The organism is Pararhodobacter sp. CCB-MM2 (genome assembly GCF_001691415.1).
In the GTDB taxonomy this organism is placed as follows: Bacteria; Pseudomonadota; Alphaproteobacteria; order Rhodobacterales; family Rhodobacteraceae; genus Pararhodobacter.
Genome location: NZ_LRRR01000003.1, coordinates 221,828 through 237,416 on the forward strand (window position 1 = coordinate 221,828; position 15,589 = coordinate 237,416).

Here is a 15,589-nt window from a genome sequence, read left to right on the forward strand (position 1 = left end):
CATGCGTGATCTTCCCCCGCCCCGCATCCCCGATGCGGTGCCGATGCCCGGCGGTGACAGCCGCGACTGGGTGCAGCATCCCGGGCCCCGACTGGAGCCGCGCGTCACCGCCCTGCCCTGCCGCGTCAGCAAAGTCGCGCTGGACCTGCCCGCGGGCGTGACCCTGCTCGACGCCCTGTCCCGCGCGGTCGAAGAAGCCGGGGCCGATGGCGCCAGTGTGGTGCTGGATGGGCTGACGCTGTCGCAGGCCGATTGGGTCATGCCCGACGGCCCCGCCGATGACAGCCACGCCGCCTGGTACAGCGAGACGCATGTGTCGCAGGGGATCCGGCTGGATCGCGCGACGGCCTCGGTCGGGTGCAAGGACGGCGCGTGGTTCCTGCACACCCATGCCCTCTGGTCCGAAGGCGAGACGCCGCGCATGGGCCATCTGCTCAACGATCGCTGCCTCATCGGCGCCGCGCATCGGGTCGAGGCGCATCTGATCCACGGCGCGCGGCTCGAGGTCGCGCCGGATGCCGAGACGGGATTCCCCCTGTTCGCGCCCCATGCGCTGACGCCGGTCGAGGCTGCGAATGCCGCGCTCATCACCATCCGCCCGCATGAGGATCTGCACGCGGCACTGTCCGAAGTCTGCCGCACGGCGGGTCTGGCGCGGGCCGAGGTGATCGGCCTCGGCAGCCTGATCGGCGCGGGGTTCGATGACACAGCCCCGATGACCTCGCCCCTGTCCGAGGTGTTGCTTCTGCCCGGCTGCCGGGTCGAGGCTGACGGCACGGCACATCTGCCGCTCGCCTGCGTGGATCCCTGGGGGGTGATCCATCGTGGCCAACTGAAAGCCGGCCAGGGGCCGGTTCTGGTGACATTCGAGGTTCTGGCCGTCGCCCTGTGACGCGCCGTCTCGTCCGCTCAAGGGAGGAACGGACATGATTATCGATCTCAAGGACAGGGTCGCGCTGGTGTTCGGTGCGGGCTCGTCCGGGGAAGGCTGGGGAAATGGCAAGGCCGCGGCCGTGGCCTATGCCCGCTCAGGGGCCAAGGTGGTCTGCGTGGACCTGAACCGCGCAGCGGCCGAGGAAACTGCCGGCATCATCACCGACGAGGGCAGCACCGCGCTGGCGCTGGCGGCGGATGTCGCGTCGGAGGCGCAGATCATCGAGGTCGTGGCGCGGGTGATGGCTGATTTCGGCCGCATCGACATCCTGCACAACAACGTCGGCATCGCCCAGATCGGCGGCGCGCTGGAGCTGGACGAAGCTCTGTGGGACCGCTCGATGAACGTCAACGTCAAAAGCGTGTTCCTCGCCTGCAAGCATGTCCTTCCGCACATGATCGCGGCCGGGAAAGGGGCGGTGGTGAACATCTCGTCGCTGGCAGGGATGCGGATCGCCGGCTACGACATGCCGGCCTATTACGCCTCGAAGGCGGCGGTGAACCACCTGACCCAGGCGCTGGCCGTCCGCCATGCGCGCGAGGGGATCCGCGTGAATGCCGTGCTGCCGGGCCTGATCCATACGCCGCTGATTAGCACCACCAAGGGCATGGCCGAGACCTTCGGCGATTTCGAAGCGCAGATCGCCGCGCGCGACGCCATGAGCCCGACGGGCAAGATGGGCGATGCCTGGGATGTTGCGAACGCCGCGATCTTCCTCGCTTCGGATCAGGCGAAGTACATCAACGGCGTGGCGCTTTGCGTCGATGGCGGGTTGGCCGCACGGATCAGCTGATGGGCGAGTTCGACCATGTGACCGCGCTGGGCGCCCGTTTCGAACTGGCGCGCGACTGGGGCTCGGTCCTCGTCATGGATTCGGGGTCTTCCCTGACCGAGGCCGATCGCGGCTGCTTCCTGATCGCGGGTTCGCATGGCTCGGCGATGGCGGCACGCCTGACCCTGCCTTTCACCCCGCGCGCAGCGATCTTCCATGACGCGGGCATCGGCAAGAACGACTGTGGCGTGGCGGGCCTTCTGGTCTACGAGGCCTTCGGCATTCCCGCCTGCACCACCGACGCCGCGACGGCGCGGATCGGCGATGGTCAGGACGCGGTGCAGAACGGCCGGATCTCGCGGTTGAACCGGTTGGCCGGCGCCGCGGGTGTCACGCCGGGCATGAGCGTGATGGACGCGATGGACCGCATGGCGCGTTCGGTCAGCGCCGCCACCGCCCGCGCGCCGGTGACCCGTATCGCCACGCTGCACGGCCAGCCGATCTGGCTGGCGGACACGGTGTCCTTCCTTGATGCGGCGCATGCCGCCGGGGTGGCCATCGTTGCTTCGCACGGCGCGGCCGTCACAGGCGCGCATCTGTTGGGGATCGGCAGCCGCGCGGCCCTCGCCAATGATGCCGGCGGCGGGCGCGAGGATGCCGGGCGTCTCGGTCTGCGCCGGTTGGGCGAGGCCGGCATCCCGGCGGCCAGCTACAGCCATCTCTCGGCCGAGATCGGCAATGCCCATGACGCTTGGGAGCACGGCCTCCTGTCCTGGGTCAACGACCCCGCCCGTACCCTCGGCCTGACCGAGGGGCAAACCGTCCAGCAGGCCGCCGCCTGCCTCGCACGCCATCTGGAGACCCGTGATGTCTAATTTCGAGAACCTGTCCATCGTCGTGACCGGCGGCGCCCGCGGTATCGGTGCCGCCGTGCTCGAGGCCTTTGCCGAGGCCGGCGCCCGCGTCGCCGCCTTCGATCTGGGGATGACCCGCTCTGTCAGCGATCGGCGCATCGACCTGCCCGTTGATGTGACGGATCGCGAGGGCGTTTTCGCCGCGATGGCCGAAGTTGCCGAGGTTTTCGGTGGCATCGACGTGCTGGTGAACAACGCCGGCATCGGGCGACCGAACGGGCTGATGGGCATGACGCTCGAGGCCTGGAACCAGACCTTTGCCGTCAATCTGGGAGGGACGTTGAATTGCATTCAGGCGGCGGTGCCACTGATGGCGCAATCCGCACATCCATCGATCGTCAATGTCGCGTCGATCGCGGGCAAGCGCATGTCCTATCACGGCGGACCGGATTACTCGGCGTCGAAGGCCGGGATGCTGGGCCTCACCCGCCACGCAGCCTTCGAGCTGGCGGCGAAGCGCATCCGTGTCAACGCGATCTGTCCGGGCCCGGTTCTGACACCGTTGGTCGAGGGCATGACCACCGAGGAAGACCGCGCCGTTACCGCGAGCCTGATGCCACTGGGCCGCTGGGTGATGCCCGATGACATCGCCAAGGCTGTCCTGTTCTTCTCGGGCACGGGCTCTTTGATGTGCACGGGAACAAGCCTTGACGTGGATGCAGGATTCCTCGTGGGGAACGGCAAGCCCTACGCCGAGTATGCGCGAGCAAGGGGGCTCTGACCGGGCTTTGTTGCAACATTGCCTTGGCACGCCGCCATGAGTGCCCGTCGCCGTCCACCGACCTGCAGCAACCTGTTGCGGTGCAGGCGGAACGGGGCTTCCGCCTCTGCCCCATTATCGCGTCGTTCGGGATGTTCCGGGCATAGACCGGCCCGTGCTCTCGACGGATTACCCGTTCTTCGACATGTCCGACGCGGGCGACTGGCTTACGCGCCTTGGGGAAACCGAAGCTTTCGCCTCATGGAATGCTGAACGGGTGCCGGGATTGCGATAGCCCTTGCACCGATTGATGCCCCTGACGGGATGCAATCGCCCCTGGTCGCTGTTGGGGTTCCGAGACGCGGCGGCTAAGATCCTTGGACGTCGCCACCGAGGGATCGCATCGTGACTTCCAGCATCCGCCGCCAGATCTCGTCCCCGATGGCGTTGTTCGTGTTCGAAGCCGTGGCGCGGCGCGGCAGCTTTCAGGCCGCCGCGGGCGAGTTGAACGTGACGCAGCCGTCGATTTCCTACCAGATCCGCGAGCTGGAGGCGCATCTCGGGCGTCGCCTGTTCGAAAGGCGCGGCCGTGGCATCGTGCTGACCGAGGACGGCCGGACCCTCGCCCGCGCGGTGGGTGAGGGTTTCGCCAGCATCGAAGCGGGCCTGGCCGAGATCGCCCATCGCGCCGATGGCAACCTCGTCACGCTGTGCCTGTCTTCCTCGGCGGCGGCGAATTTCCTGCTGCCGCGCTTTCCGCGTCTGCGGGCGCAAATCCCGGACCTGGATCTCAGCATCCGCATCGTCTCGCGCGATGTGACGCCAGCGGCCGAGGGCGCGGACTTTGCCATCCGGCTCGGCCATGCGGACTGGCCCGATCTTGACGCCTGGAGATTGTTTGACGAGGTCTATTTCCCTCTCTGTGCGCCCGACCATTTCGCCGCGCTCGGCCGCCCGGCGACGCTGGAGGACATCGCTACGGCGGACCTTCTGTTCCTGCGCGAGAGGGATCGCGAGCGGGACGATTGGCGGCGGTTCTTCGATCATCTGGGCCGACCGCTGGGCAAAGTGAAGGACCGTCTGACCTTCGATGACCAGCAGGCGTTGATTGCCTGTGCGGTCGATGGTCAGGGGGTCGCTCTGGGTTGGCTGGGGATGACCGACCATCAAAGGCGACAAGGTAGCCTGATCCGCCCGGTGTCCGAGGCCGTCACCACCGGACGAGGGTTTCATCTGGTTGCCTCCAAGGGCATGCGGCTGTCACCCATGGCGCGGCATTTCCGCGACTGGCTGACCGCCGAGGGCGCGGCGATCCAGCGCGACTGGGAGGCCGAAAGCTGAGGGACGCTCAGTAGATCGGCGCTAAGACGACCCAGATCACCACGGCGGGCATGTCTCCGGCGTTGCGCCAAGGGCCGCTGGAGGAATGCGGCGCGAAGGCCGATTTGACCATCTCGAACGCGCCGCTCAGGGCGGGCGACAGCAACGCCTCGGTCAGGCCGCTTCCGCTGGTGCCAATCGCGGTTCGGTTGGCCGCACGCTGGATCAGTCCGCGTTCATCGCTGCCCGGCCTTGGGGCTGCTATGCCGATCCGGGCCTTGAAAGACAAAGAAGACAGGCACGCATCTGCGTTTCTATGGTCAATATTTCTCAATGATGAAAAATGTCTTTGATTTTTCATTTCCGCCATGCTCTCTGATCGGCATCCCACTTGCCCGGAGTCGCCCATGTCCTCCCTTCCCCAACAGGCCCGCGTCGTCATCATCGGCGGCGGCATCTCGGGGTGCTCGGTCGCCTATCACCTCGCGGCCCTTGGCTGGCGCGACATCGTGCTCTTGGAGCGCAAGCAGCTGACCTCAGGCACGACATGGCATGCGGCGGGGCTGATCGGTCAACTTCGTGCCTCGCAGAACATGACGCGGCTGGCGAAGTATTCCGCCGATCTCTACCGCAAGCTTGAATCCGAGACGGGCCTTGCCACCGGCTTCCGGCAATGCGGCTCGATGACCGTCGCGCTGACCAAGGAACGGCGCGAGGAGATCCTGCGGCAGGCGAGCCTTGCGCGCGCCTTCGGCGTCGAGGTGAACGCACTGACGCCCTCCGAGGTGAAGGCGCTCTATCCGCATCTGGAGCCGCGCGACGTGGTGGCGGGCGTGCATCTGCCGGGCGACGGGCAGGCCGATCCGGCCAATATCGCGCTGGCTCTGGCCAAGGGCGCCCGCGCGCGCGGGGCGCAGATCGTCGAGCAGGTGAAGGTCACGCGCGTCACGCAGGCCGAGGGCCGCGTCACCGGCGTCGATTGGGAGAGCGGCGGCGAGACCGGGCATATCGCTGCGGACCTGGTGGTCAATTGCGGTGGCATGTGGGGGCGCGATCTGGCGGCGCGGAACGGCGTGACCCTGCCGCTGCATGCCTGCGAGCATTTCTACATCGTCACCGAGGCGATCCCGGAACTGACCCAGCTGCCGGTGCTGCGCGTGCCGGACGAATGCGCCTATTACAAGGAAGACGCGGGGAAAATCCTGCTCGGCGCCTTCGAGCCCGTGGCCAAGCCCTGGGGCATGGACGGCATCCGCGAGGATTTCTGCTTCGACCAGTTGCCCGAGGATTTCGCCCATTTCGAGCCGATCCTCGAACAGGCGCTGGCGCGAATGCCGATGCTGGGCAAGGTCGGAATCCATACCTTCTTCAACGGCCCGGAAAGCTTCACCCCCGACGACCGCTATTACCTCGGCGAGGCGCCCGAGCTGCGCGGGTATTGGGTCGCGGCCGGGTATAATTCGATCGGCATCGTCTCCTCGGGCGGGGCGGGCATGGCGCTGGCGCAATGGATGAACGACGGCGAGCCGCCCTTCGATCTGTGGGACGTCGACATTCGCCGCGCCCAGCCGTTCCAGAAGAACCGCCGCTACCTGAAAGAGCGCGTGACCGAGACGCTGGGCCTGCTCTATGCCGACCATTTCCCCTATCGCCAGATGGCCACCGCGCGCGGTGTCCGGCGTTCGCCCCTGCACGAGGCGCTGAAGGCCCGCGGCGCGGTCTTCGGCGAGGTCGCGGGATGGGAGCGCGCGAACTGGTTCGCCAATCCCGGGCAGGAGCGCGAGTATCGCTATTCCTGGCAGCGGCAGAACTGGTTCGACAACCAGCGCGCCGAGCATATGGCCCTGCGCGAGGGCGTGGGCCTTCTCGACATGACCTCGTTCGGCAAGATCCGGGTCGAGGGTCGGGACGCCCTGCCCTTCCTGCAACGCCTTTGTGCCAATGACATGGACGTGCCCGAAGGCCGCATCGTCTACACCCAGATGCTGAACGCGAAGGGCGGGATCGAGAGCGACCTGACCGTCACGCGCCTCACCGAGACCGCCTTCCTGCTGGTCGTCCCCGGCGCGACGCTGCAGCGCGACCTGGCCTGGCTGCGGCGGCATCTGGGCGAGGCCTTTGCCGTTATCACCGATGTGACCGCGGGCGAGGCGGTGATCCCGGTAATGGGCCCCCGCTCGCGCGAGTTGCTGTCACTTGTCTCGCCCGCCGATCTGTCGAATGAGGCCCATCCCTTCGGCACCGCGCGCGAGATCGAGATCGGCATGGGTCTCGCCCGTGCGCATCGGGTGTCCTATGTCGGGGAACTGGGCTGGGAGCTGTATGTCTCGACCGATCAGGCCGCGCATGTGTTCGAGACGCTGCTTGAGGCGGGCGAGTCGATGGGGCTGAAACTCTGCGGCTTGCACGCGATGGACAGCTGCCGGATCGAGAAGGCCTATCGCCATTTCGGCCACGACATCACCGATGAGGATCATGTGCTGGAGGCCGGCCTCGGCTTCGCGGTGCGGACGGGCAAGGGCGATTTCCTCGGCCGCGAGGCGGTGCTGCGCAAGCGCGATGAGGGGCTGAGCCGGCGTCTGGTGCAGTTCCGACTGACTGATCCGCAACCGCTGCTCTTCCACAACGAGCCGATCCTGCGGGACGGCAAGATCGTCGGCCAGCTGTCCTCGGGGAATTACGGCCATGCGCTCGGCGGCGCCATCGGCATGGGTTATGTGCCCTGCCTTGAGGCCGGCGAAGCGCCCGAGGCGATGATGGCCTCGCGCTATCAGATCGAGATCGCCGGCCAAGTCGTCGACGCCGAAGCGAGCCTCACGCCGATGTACGATCCGCGGTCCAGCAGAATGCGCGCCTGAATCGAGCCGACGCCAAGGAGGAAGCCCGGGACAGTCTCCTGTTCGGCGCGGACGGCACCATCGGTCGCGCGGTTCACGCTGCAGTACTGCCCCGGCACTAGGTTGTTCGAGTCGGTCGGACGTCGGGAGATCTGCGCGCGGATCTTGCCGACAGCGCATTCTTAAAATCTCTGTTCGAAGCCGTGGGCGAGTTTGATGCGCTCATCTGCACGGCAGGCGCCGGTGCCTTTGCCCCGCTCTCGCGCTTCACCGAAGCGGAGTACGAGACCGGCCTGCGCAGTAAGCTGATGGGACAGGTCAATCTGGTGACCTACGGCCGGTCGCGTCTACCGAATGGGATGGTCGCGCGACCAGTGATCTGGCCGCGCGCAGGTCTCAATCCATGAGGGGAGCCATCGCGGCCCGCAGTGCGACGGCATCCGCAGCGCCGAGGTCGCGCAGCGGGCGGCGGACATGGCCGCTGCCGAAGCCGCGCAGATGCGCCGCATGCAGGACGGCGGGGGCATAGGCGTTGCGCCAGATATAAAGCTGCGACGGCAGGATCCGCTGCCACAGATCCCGCGCTGCCGCGTAATCACCCGCGGCCACCAGCGCGTGCAACGCGACCGCCTCGCGCGGCATGAAGTTCGCACCGCCCCAGATCAGCCCCTTCACACCGGCCATCAGCGCCGGGAAGGTCAGGGTGTCGCAGCCGTTCAAGACGCCGATATCCAGCTGCAGATATTCCTGCAGCGTGGTGAAATCGCCGCCGCTGTCCTTGATGTAGCGATAATTCCGCAGCCCGCTCAGTCGCTTGAGCAGGGGCACCGAGACGGTGATGCCGGTCGCCTGCGGGATGTTGTAGCCGACGATATCGATGCCGATCGCGGCATCGATGCTCTGGTAGAAGTCAAACAGCCCGTCCTCGTCGCCCGGCCCCTCCAGATAGGGCGGCAGGATCATCAGCGCATCCGCCCCAGCCTTCTCGGCATGGCGCGAACGGCGCAGGACCTCGTCCATGTTCAGGGCCGAGGTCTGGCAGATCACATGGGCCCGCCCGGCGATCTGCCGGATCCCGGCCTCGTAAAGCGCGTTGCATTCGGCCTCGGTCAGATAGGGATGCTGTCCCGTCCCCGAACCCAGCACCAGACCCTGGACGCCGGCGGCGACATAGGCCTCGATCAGCTGTTCCAGAAGCGCGAAATCAATGGCCCCGTCCGCGTCGAACGGGGTCTGCATGGCAAGGTTGACGCCGCTCAGATCGGCCATGGTCGTGGTCTCCTTATGAAATCAGACTTCCTGCCCGGCCCGCCGAAAGCGCCAGCCGGTCACGAGGTTCACCCCGGTCTGGGTGATCAGGCGGGGATAGGCCCGCGTGGGTTTCGGGCGACGGTTCAGGATGTCGATCGTCGCCGAGGTCCGGCCCAGCGACAGCTCCGCCACCGCCTTGCCGAAGGCCGCCCCGCGCGAGACCCCTGTGCCGTTGCAATAGGCCGCGCCGTAGATGTTGGGGCCCAACTCGCCGAACACCATGCCGCCGTTCTGCGACAGGGTCAGAAGCCCGCCCCAGATGCTTTCGAACCCGATCGCGGACAGGCCGGGCCAGCGCCGGTCGAACGAGACCTGCTGCTGACGCGCGGCACGTTCGACCTCGGGCTTCGTCACGCGGAAGTCGCGGGCATAGGCATAGACATTGCGCAGAAGCAGGCGGTTGTCCCGGGTCTTGCGCACCGTGGTACCGAAGCTGTTGGCGGGGATCAGGCCGAAGGCCTCGGCCTCGCCGGTCTGTGCCAGCTCCGAAGGCAAGAGGCGCCGGGTCATGCTGGCGAAGGTATAGACCGGGATCGCGCTGCCGCCGAAGAAGCCGAAACTCTGCAGATAGCCCGAGGCACAGAGGATCACCTTGCGCGCCCGGATCTCGCCGCCCGTCGTCCGGAACACATGGCCGGCCGGGTCGAAGCGCGCCGCGGTCACGGCCGTGTTCTCATGGATCGTGACGTTGTCGGGCAGGACGCGTGCGAGGTTCTTCAGATACTTCGCCGGTTGGATCAGGATCGTGCCCGGATGATGCAGCGCGCGCTTATAGTGGCGGCTGCCGGTCATTGCCTGCATCTCGTCGGCCTCGACCCAGCGATAGCCTTGGCCCATCGCATCGAGCGCCTTGGAAAAGGCCACGAGGTCTTCGATGCCATGGTCGGTCGCGGCGCTGTGGTATTTGCCCTGCGGGTCCCAGTCGCATTCGACGCCCAGCTCCTCGACCGCCGAGCGCAGATAGGCGTTGCCTTCGAGATTGACGTGCAGCTCCTCGCGGTTGCCCTGCATGTCCTCGACGAAGTCATGCTTGCGCGGGTTATGTGCGAGGTCGATGGCGAACCCCATGCAGCGCCCCGAGGCATTGTTGCCGATCCGCCCGGCATCGACGAGGATCACGCGTTCCTGCGGCGCCAGCTCGGCGTAACGCCGCGCGGCGTGCAGCCCCATCCACCCCGCGCCGATCACCAGCACATCGCATTGGGACGTGCTGTGGTGCGGCGTCAGAGGCAGGTCGGGCCCTGAGGTCAGGTACCAGCCGGACTCCGTGGCGTCGGCAATTGGCCGGGCGATGGGCAGAAACGTCGGATCAGAGGGGTGGCGCGCGGTCACGTCGGTCTCTCAGGTTGAAGCGGATGGCAACGGGCAAGCGTTCGCATCCGTCGCCAAATAACCACGCGAACCCACCTGGAAACAGCTTGGAAAACCTGACTGAATTATAGACTGTATCTATGAGTCAGGTCACTGACCTTGGGCCAGAAGATGGCTCGAGAGAAGCGCTGAGCCTTCGACAGACGGGACACTGACTCGACCAAGCTCGATCGTTGACCAAGCGGTGCCAGCCAGTGGGCGCAAAGGCGCACGACATCACGCGAACCCTGCCTACGAGGGCGGTTCTCGTCGCCCTCGTCCTGCGGCACTTCAACGCCTTTCCCCAAGTATTGCAGGCGCTTGACAGAATTACGCCCCAGCCTACCCTTCGTCGCTCAGCAGGAAATCCACCGCCGCTTCACAATGAATGAGGGTGGAATCGAACCCCGGAAGCGCCAGCTTGTCGGTTTCGAGGATCAGGCAGATCTCGGTGCAGCCGAAGATCACGCTATCCGCCCCTTCCGCTTTCGCGGTCTCGATCAACCCCTGCAGTGCGTCACGGGAGATATCAAGAATCCTGCCGGCGCAGAGCTCGTCGAAGATGATGGCGTGGACCCTGGCCCGACCGGCTTCATCGGGCACCATCACCTCGATGCCGTGCAGCGCCATGCGCGCCGGATAGAAGCCATTCTCCATGGTGTAGCGGGTCGCGAGCAACAGCGGCCGGCGAAGGCCGGCGGCCTTCAGACGCTCGGCTGTGACATCGACGATGTGCAGGAAGGGCACCGAAAGCGCCGCTTCGACCTGCGGCGCGATCAGGTGCATGGTCACCGCGCACATGACGACGGCCTCTGCCCCCGCCGCTTCAAGCCTTGTGTCGACATCCGCCAGATAGGACCCTGCCCTGTCCCAGTCACCAGCCTTCTGCATGTCGACGATCTTCTGGAAATCGACCGAGTACAGCATCATCTCGGCAGAGTGCAGCGCGCCAAGGCGGGCCCGCACCGTTTCGTTTATGTGACGATAGTAGACCGCCGAGCCTTCAAAGCTCATGCCGCCGATCAAGCCGATCTTCTTCATTCCGATGCCTCGGGGTTGGCGCCCGCAACGAAACGGCGGAGCATCTGCAGGGGGAAGGGGGCCTCGGTCACTGAGGCTTGCAGGTTCTGCGGGTCACGCCCCTCGTCGCGCAGGACAGTCTCGCGGGAGGCGATGATCCCGCGCATGATGTCGGTGGTGAACTCGGGATGAAACTGGGTGGACAGCGCGTTGGGTCCGTAGCGCAGAACCTGATGCGGATCATGCGCCGACGCCGCCAGAACCACCGCCCCCGGCGGCGGGGTCAGCACCGTCTGCATATGGGTCAGCTGGGCGACAAAGTCGGACCCGGCATCACCGAGCGCGGGATCGGCGCGTCCACTTGCAGTCAGAGTGATCTTCTGGCTGCCAATCTCGCGGCCATCGGGGTGGTAGCCGACAACGCCGCCGAGCGCATGCGCGATCAGCTGATGCCCGTAGCAGACGCCAAAGAGCGGCGCCTCGATCGCCATCGCATCGCGGATCCACGCGGCAAGGTTCTCGCTCCACGCGGCACGCTCGGTGACCATCGACCATGATCCGGTCAGGATGGTCGGAACGCGGACGTCGGGGGCCGGCGGCGTCTCGCCCTCGAAGGCTCGGACCACGGTCATGTGTCCGGGCGCCAAGCCCAGGGCCGCCGAAAACCAGGCGGGCAGATCTCCGTGCGCCGCGCGCAAGGCATCCGGTGGCGTGCCGGTCTGGATCAACAAGGGTTTCGTTTGCATGGAGGCGCTTCCTCAATCGGGTTGACGGCCTCTTACGCTTGTCAGACTATCTATAGAAATGAACTATTGAGAAGGTTCGTTCTCAAATTGAGAAGCCTTGACCTCGACTCCCTTAGAATCTTCCGTGCCGTGGTCGAAACAGGCGGCATCACTCCGGCTGCTGCGCAGCTGGGGCGCGTGCAATCCAACATCACCACGCGCATCCGCCAGTTGGAGGAGCGGCTTGGCACGAGCCTGTTCCGACGCGAGCGCAACCGATTGATCCTGTCCGAAGATGGCGCGCGCCTCCTGACCTATGCCGAGCGGCTCCTGTTGCTTGCGGATGAGGCGGAGCTCGCGATGAAACCCGGCGGGTTGCGCGGCACGTTGCGGATCGGCGCGCTGGAGAGCACGACGGCCGCGCGCCTGCCGCCGTTGCTGGCAGCCTTTCATGGCGCGTATCCCGATGTGCATGTGGACCTGGTGACGGGCGACACTGCGACGTTGCTTCAACGCGTTGCCCGATTCGAGCTGGAAGCCGCCTTCGTGTCAGAACCCTTCGACGCGGAGGGGTTCGAAACGCAGCCCGCGTTCTCGGAGAGGCTTGCGTTGATCGCGCCAAAGTCGATGCCGCCCCTGCGCGGACCTGAGGATCTGCGGGGACGCACCATGATCGCGTTCGAAACTGGCTGTTCCTATCGCCGGATCTTCGAGGCCTGGCTTGCGGAGGCTCAGGTCCAGCCTGCGCGGGTGATGGAGCTCGCGTCCTACCACGCGATCTTTGCCTGCGTGGTGGCTGGGGCGGGGATCGGCATCATGCCCCACGCGGTCATCGAATCCCTTCGGGCAGAGGATCAGGTGCAACTCAATGAGCTGCCCCCGACGTTCGGCCATGTGCAAACGCATCTGGTCTGGCGGTCGTTGCAACCGTCCGGACCGCTCAAGGCCCTGCAGACGATGCTCGCGTCCCGTCCTGGCGCAGCGTGAGTGCGTTCGTCGCCCGCGACTTCAAGACTGCTACCTGACCACGAAACGATCCGGCGCTGAGGCATCAAATGCCTTGGCGATGGCGAGTGGCGAGGCCGGAAGCACGGTGTGCGAGGCCGTCGCCAATGGTGCAAGGTCCATCTGGCCATGGAAAGAAGACTGCCCGGCCGCCCGGGCGCGCAAAGAAACCCTGCGCGCCACGCGTCAGTGGATCAGGCGTCCAGATTCTCGACCGTCAACGCGTTCTTCTGGATGAACTCGCGGCGCGGTTCGACAACGTCGCCCATCAGCTTCGAGAAGATGTCGTCGGCCTCGGCCACGTCCTCGATGCGGACCTGCAGCAGGGTGCGGGCTTCCGGGTCCAGCGTGGTTTCCCACAGCTGCTCGGGGTTCATCTCACCCAGCCCCTTGTAGCGCTGCAGCGACAGCCCACGCTCGCCTTCTTCCAGCATCGCGTTCAGCAGCTCGATCGGGCCATGGATCACCTGACCCCGATCACGCCGCACCAGCGAGGATTGCCGCTCGTAGACCGAGCGCGTCTCGCCCGAGACCTGCGACAGGCGACGCGCCTCGCCCGAGCGCAGCACGGCGCCGTCGAGCGTGCGGATCTCCTCAACCCCGCGCAGGATGCGCGACAGGCGGATGCCGTGGTCTTGCGTGATGCGGCCGTTCCAGCCGCGCTCGTATTCGGCGGCCACCATGTCCAGACGCTTGGCGACATTGTCGGCCACAAGCTGCAGGTCGGCATCGGCGCGGCCCGGATCGAAGGCGCCGGCCAGTGCGGCTTGCTCGAGGATGTTACGCGGATAATGCGTCGGGAAGGAATCCAGCACGCGCTTGAAGCTGCGCGCGCCCTCGACCACGCGGTGAAGGTCGGCCCCGGCGATTTCCTCGCCGTTGGTGAGCTTCAGCACCGCGCCTTCAATGCCTTGCGCGATCAGGTAATCCTCCAGCGCCGGGACATCCTTCAGATAGACCTCGGACTTGCCGCGCGCGACTTTGTAGAGCGGCGGCTGGGCGATGTAGAGGTGCCCGGCCTCGATCAGCGACGGCATCTGACGATAGAAGAAAGTCAGCAGCAGCGTCCGGATGTGTGCCCCGTCGACGTCAGCATCTGTCATGATGACGATCTTGTGGTAACGCAGCTTGTTCAGGTCGAATTCGTCGCGGCCGATGCCCGTGCCCATGGCAGTGATCAGCGTGCCGATCTCTTGGCTGGAGAGCATGCGGTCGAAGCGCACGCGCTCGACGTTGAGGATCTTGCCCCGCAGCGGCAGCACCGCCTGATTGAGACGCGAGCGCCCCTGCTTCGCCGAACCACCGGCCGAGTCACCCTCGACGAGGAACAGTTCGGATTTCGACGGATCGCGCTCCTGACAATCGGCCAGTTTCCCGGGCAGCGAGGCCACGTCCAGCGCGGTCTTGCGGCGGGTCAGGTCACGCGCCTTGCGGGCAGCTTCGCGGGCCAGCGCGGCCTCGACGATCTTGCCGACGATCTGACGCGCGGGGCCGGGGTTCTCTTCGAACCACTCGGCGAGCTTCTCGTTCACGAGGTTCTCGACCGCCGGACGGACCTCGGACGAGACGAGCTTGTCCTTGGTCTGGCTGGAGAATTTCGGATCCGGCACCTTCACCGACAGCACGCAGGTCAGGCCTTCGCGGGCGTCGTCACCGGTGAAAGCGATCTTCTCCTTTTTGGCGATGCCGCTTTCCTGCGCGTAACGGGTGATGGTCCGCGTCAGCGCGCCCCGGAAGCCGGCAAGGTGGGTGCCGCCGTCGCGCTGGGGAATGTTGTTGGTGAAGGGAAGCACCGTCTCGTGGTAGCTGTCGTTCCACCACATTGCCACGTCGACGCCGATGCCATCCTTCTCGCCGGTGATGAAGATCGGCTCGGGCATGACTGGGGATTTCGACCGGTCGAGGAAGCGCACGAATTCGCGCACGCCGCCCTCGTAGCAGAATTCCGACTTCAGCGATTCCGCCGGGCGTTCGTCTTCGATGACGATCTGCACGCCCGAGTTCAGGAAGGCCAGTTCCCGTAGGCGGTTCTCCAGCGTCTTGAAGCTGTATTCGAGGTTCGAGAAGGTGCCGTCCGGGCGGTTGGTCTTGGCCGACGCGAAGAAGCGCACCTCGGTGCCCTTCTCACCGGGCGCGGCCGGGCCGACCTCGGTCAGATGCTCGACGGTATCGCCGTTTTCGAAGCGGGCTTTCCACTCCTTGCCGCCGCGCCAGATGCGCAGTTCCAGCCAGTCGGACAGCGCGTTCACCACCGAGACGCCCACGCCGTGCAGGCCGCCCGAGACCTTGTAGCTGTTCTGGTCGAATTTCCCGCCGGCGTGCAGCTGGGTCATGATGACCTCGGCCGCCGAGACGCCTTCCTCAGGGTGGATATCGGTCGGAATGCCCCGGCCGTTATCGCGCACCGAGACGCTGGAATCCGCGTGAATCTTCACCGTGACCGAGGTTGCATGCCCGGCCAGCGCCTCGTCGATGCCGTTGTCGACGACCTCGTAGACCATGTGGTGCAGGCCCGAGCCGTCATCGGTATCGCCGATATACATCCCCGGACGTTTGCGCACCGCGTCCAGGCCCTTGAGAACCTTGATGGAATCGGCGCCATATTCCTCACGGGGAGCGGCATTTGCGGTCATGGATTCAGTCCGTCTTTGTTACCCCCCTCGGATAGCGGATTCCGGGGGTAATGTCACGCTTCGGACAC

The 15,589-nt window shown here is 65.9% G+C and carries 14 protein-coding genes and 1 pseudogene; 9 read left to right on the top strand and 6 right to left on the bottom strand.

Features of this window, described 5'->3' with window-relative positions; all coding sequences use genetic code 11:
* Position 1: 1 nt before the first annotated feature.
* From BCY78_RS05925 to BCY78_RS05945, 5 genes are all read left to right on the top strand, one after another.
* The gene (locus BCY78_RS05925; RefSeq protein WP_083194844.1) at positions 2 to 892 is read left to right on the top strand and encodes a hypothetical protein; all 891 of its coding nucleotides are present in this window, start codon (positions 2 to 4) and stop codon (positions 890 to 892) included.
* A gap of 34 nt (positions 893 to 926) precedes the next feature.
* Complete coding sequence (locus BCY78_RS05930) at positions 927 to 1,727, top strand: SDR family NAD(P)-dependent oxidoreductase (protein WP_068299196.1); 801 nt, start codon at positions 927 to 929, stop codon at positions 1,725 to 1,727.
* On the top strand, positions 1,727 to 2,581 hold the full coding sequence (locus BCY78_RS05935; protein WP_068299198.1) for a hypothetical protein: 855 nt from the start codon (positions 1,727 to 1,729) through the stop codon (positions 2,579 to 2,581). Before BCY78_RS05930 ends, BCY78_RS05935 begins: the two co-directional genes overlap by 1 nt.
* A complete protein-coding gene (locus BCY78_RS05940) occupies positions 2,574 to 3,341 on the top strand; it encodes an SDR family NAD(P)-dependent oxidoreductase (protein ID WP_068299200.1) in 768 nt (255 codons plus the stop codon). Before BCY78_RS05935 ends, BCY78_RS05940 begins: the two co-directional genes overlap by 8 nt.
* 384 nt (positions 3,342 to 3,725) lie before the next feature.
* A complete protein-coding gene (locus BCY78_RS05945; RefSeq protein WP_139103090.1) occupies positions 3,726 to 4,661 on the top strand; it encodes a LysR substrate-binding domain-containing protein in 936 nt (311 codons plus the stop codon).
* A 7-nt stretch (positions 4,662 to 4,668) separates the two neighbouring features.
* On the opposite strand, the gene BCY78_RS05950 is transcribed toward BCY78_RS05945, so the two are convergent.
* A complete protein-coding gene (locus BCY78_RS05950) occupies positions 4,669 to 5,010 on the bottom strand; it encodes a hypothetical protein (RefSeq protein WP_139103091.1) in 342 nt (113 codons plus the stop codon).
* A 37-nt stretch (positions 5,011 to 5,047) separates the two neighbouring features.
* Here BCY78_RS05950 and BCY78_RS05955 point away from each other — a divergent pair, with 37 nt between their 5' ends.
* Together BCY78_RS05955 and BCY78_RS25180 are read left to right on the top strand one after the other, a co-directional pair.
* Positions 5,048 to 7,498, top strand: a complete 2,451-nt coding sequence (locus BCY78_RS05955) for an FAD-dependent oxidoreductase (RefSeq protein WP_068299209.1) — start codon at positions 5,048 to 5,050, stop codon at positions 7,496 to 7,498.
* A gap of 182 nt (positions 7,499 to 7,680) precedes the next feature.
* A complete protein-coding gene (locus tag BCY78_RS25180) occupies positions 7,681 to 7,884 on the top strand; it encodes a hypothetical protein (protein WP_139103092.1) in 204 nt (67 codons plus the stop codon).
* Here BCY78_RS25180 and BCY78_RS05960 read toward each other — a convergent pair.
* The 4 genes from BCY78_RS05960 to BCY78_RS05975 form a co-directional block, all read right to left on the bottom strand.
* On the bottom strand, positions 7,874 to 8,746 hold the full coding sequence (locus BCY78_RS05960; protein WP_068299212.1) for a dihydrodipicolinate synthase family protein: 873 nt from the start codon (positions 8,744 to 8,746) through the stop codon (positions 7,874 to 7,876). The two genes, BCY78_RS25180 and BCY78_RS05960, sit on opposite strands and share 11 nt — an antisense overlap.
* Before the next feature lie 21 nt (positions 8,747 to 8,767).
* The gene (locus tag BCY78_RS05965) at positions 8,768 to 10,120 is read right to left on the bottom strand and encodes an FAD-binding oxidoreductase (protein WP_233499357.1); all 1,353 of its coding nucleotides are present in this window, start codon (positions 10,118 to 10,120) and stop codon (positions 8,768 to 8,770) included.
* Positions 10,121 to 10,480: 360 nt separating this feature from the next.
* Positions 10,481 to 11,179, bottom strand: coding sequence for an aspartate/glutamate racemase family protein (locus BCY78_RS05970; protein WP_139103093.1), 699 nt, complete (start codon positions 11,177 to 11,179; stop codon positions 10,481 to 10,483).
* Entirely contained in the window at positions 11,176 to 11,904 is a 729-nt protein-coding gene (locus tag BCY78_RS05975) for a glutamine amidotransferase (RefSeq protein ID WP_068299218.1), read from the bottom strand. The genes BCY78_RS05970 and BCY78_RS05975 overlap by 4 nt, the downstream gene beginning before the upstream one ends.
* Here BCY78_RS05975 and BCY78_RS05980 point away from each other — a divergent pair.
* On the top strand, positions 11,842 to 12,870 hold the full coding sequence (locus tag BCY78_RS05980) for a LysR family transcriptional regulator (protein ID WP_255402850.1): 1,029 nt from the start codon (positions 11,842 to 11,844) through the stop codon (positions 12,868 to 12,870). The two genes, BCY78_RS05975 and BCY78_RS05980, sit on opposite strands and share 63 nt — an antisense overlap.
* Positions 12,871 to 12,930: 60 nt before the next feature.
* A pseudogene (locus tag BCY78_RS25185) lies at positions 12,931 to 13,023 on the top strand (IS5/IS1182 family transposase); the annotation flags it as partial.
* 59 nt (positions 13,024 to 13,082) lie between these two features.
* Here BCY78_RS25185 and gyrB read toward each other — a convergent pair.
* Positions 13,083 to 15,521, bottom strand: a complete 2,439-nt coding sequence (gene gyrB / locus BCY78_RS05985; protein WP_068299221.1) for a DNA topoisomerase (ATP-hydrolyzing) subunit B — start codon at positions 15,519 to 15,521, stop codon at positions 13,083 to 13,085.
* Positions 15,522 to 15,589 lie beyond the last annotated feature (68 nt).